Source organism: Neisseria sp. P0021.S007 (genome assembly GCF_051956855.1).
Genome location: NZ_JBQCXA010001135.1, coordinates 1 through 527 on the forward strand (window position 1 = coordinate 1; position 527 = coordinate 527).

The 527-nt window shown below is 52.0% G+C and carries 1 pseudogene; it reads left to right on the forward strand.

Annotated elements, in window-relative coordinates:
- Positions 1 to 527: pseudogene (locus ACTHUR_RS17915) on the forward strand (type VI secretion system ATPase TssH); the annotation flags it as partial.

The window sequence follows — 527 nt, forward strand, 5'->3', positions numbered from 1 at the left end:
GAAACCGATGATGCCAGCAAAAAACGTCTGGAATTGATAGACGAAGAAATCGACGGCCTGCAAAAAGAATACGCCGATTTGGACGAAATTTGGAAAGCCGAAAAAGCTGCGTCATCCAGCACTGCCGACATCAAGAAACAGATGGACGACATCAAAGTCAAAATCGAACAGGCCAAACGCCAAGGAGATTTTGCCCGCGCATCCGAGCTGGAATACGGTGAGCTGCCTAAATTGAGCGCGCAGTTGCAAGCAGCAGAAAGCAATCCTGACGGCAAAAAACAAAACAAACTCTTCCGTACCGAAGTTGGTGCGGACGAAGTGGCCGAAATCGTATCGCGCATGACCGGCATCCCTGTGTCCAAAATGATGGAAGGCGAACGCGACAAGCTGTTGAAAATGGAAGAAGTATTGCACCGCCGTGTGGTCGGCCAAGATGAAGCCGTGCGTGCTGTATCCGACGCCATCCGCCGCAGCCGTTCCGGCCTTGCCGATCCAAACAAACCTTACGGCAGCTTCCTGTTCCTAGG